Below are 392 nucleotides of genomic sequence, written 5' to 3'. Positions count from 1 at the left end.
AGTTCTTGGCGTGCTCGATCGATGTTTTCAGCATGTGACCGCCGAGCGCATCAATGAGGCCGCATCTTTCGGCAAGCGGAATGAAAATCTCCGGACTGATATTTCCTGTCGCAGTCCGCCAGCGGGCCAGCGCTTCAAGACCGGTGACAACGCCCGTCGTCGCAGAAACGAGAGGTTGGAAAACAGCTTCGATCGCACCGTTACCGATGGCGTTCTTCAGCTGACTTTCCAGTTCGGCGACCATTTGGCGCTCCCGATCCAGCTCGGGGTCGTATTCGATCGCCCGGCCTCTGCCACTTTCCTTGGCGCGATAGAGCGCCATATCAGCCCTGCGCAAAAGCTCCAGAGGCTCGATGTCTGCGTCACGCGCAGCAGCGCCGATGCTCGCACCG

1 protein-coding gene is annotated in these 392 nt (G+C 59.4%); it reads right to left on the bottom strand.

All coding sequences use genetic code 11. From position 1 onward, the window contains the following. A partial coding sequence (locus AC5ZG1_RS44645; RefSeq protein WP_496136606.1) for an EAL domain-containing protein occupies positions 1 to 392 on the bottom strand: 392 nt, incomplete at both ends.

The organism is Bradyrhizobium sp. Leo78 (genome assembly GCF_059512425.1).
This window is presented reverse-complemented; position numbering and strand designations above follow the sequence as displayed.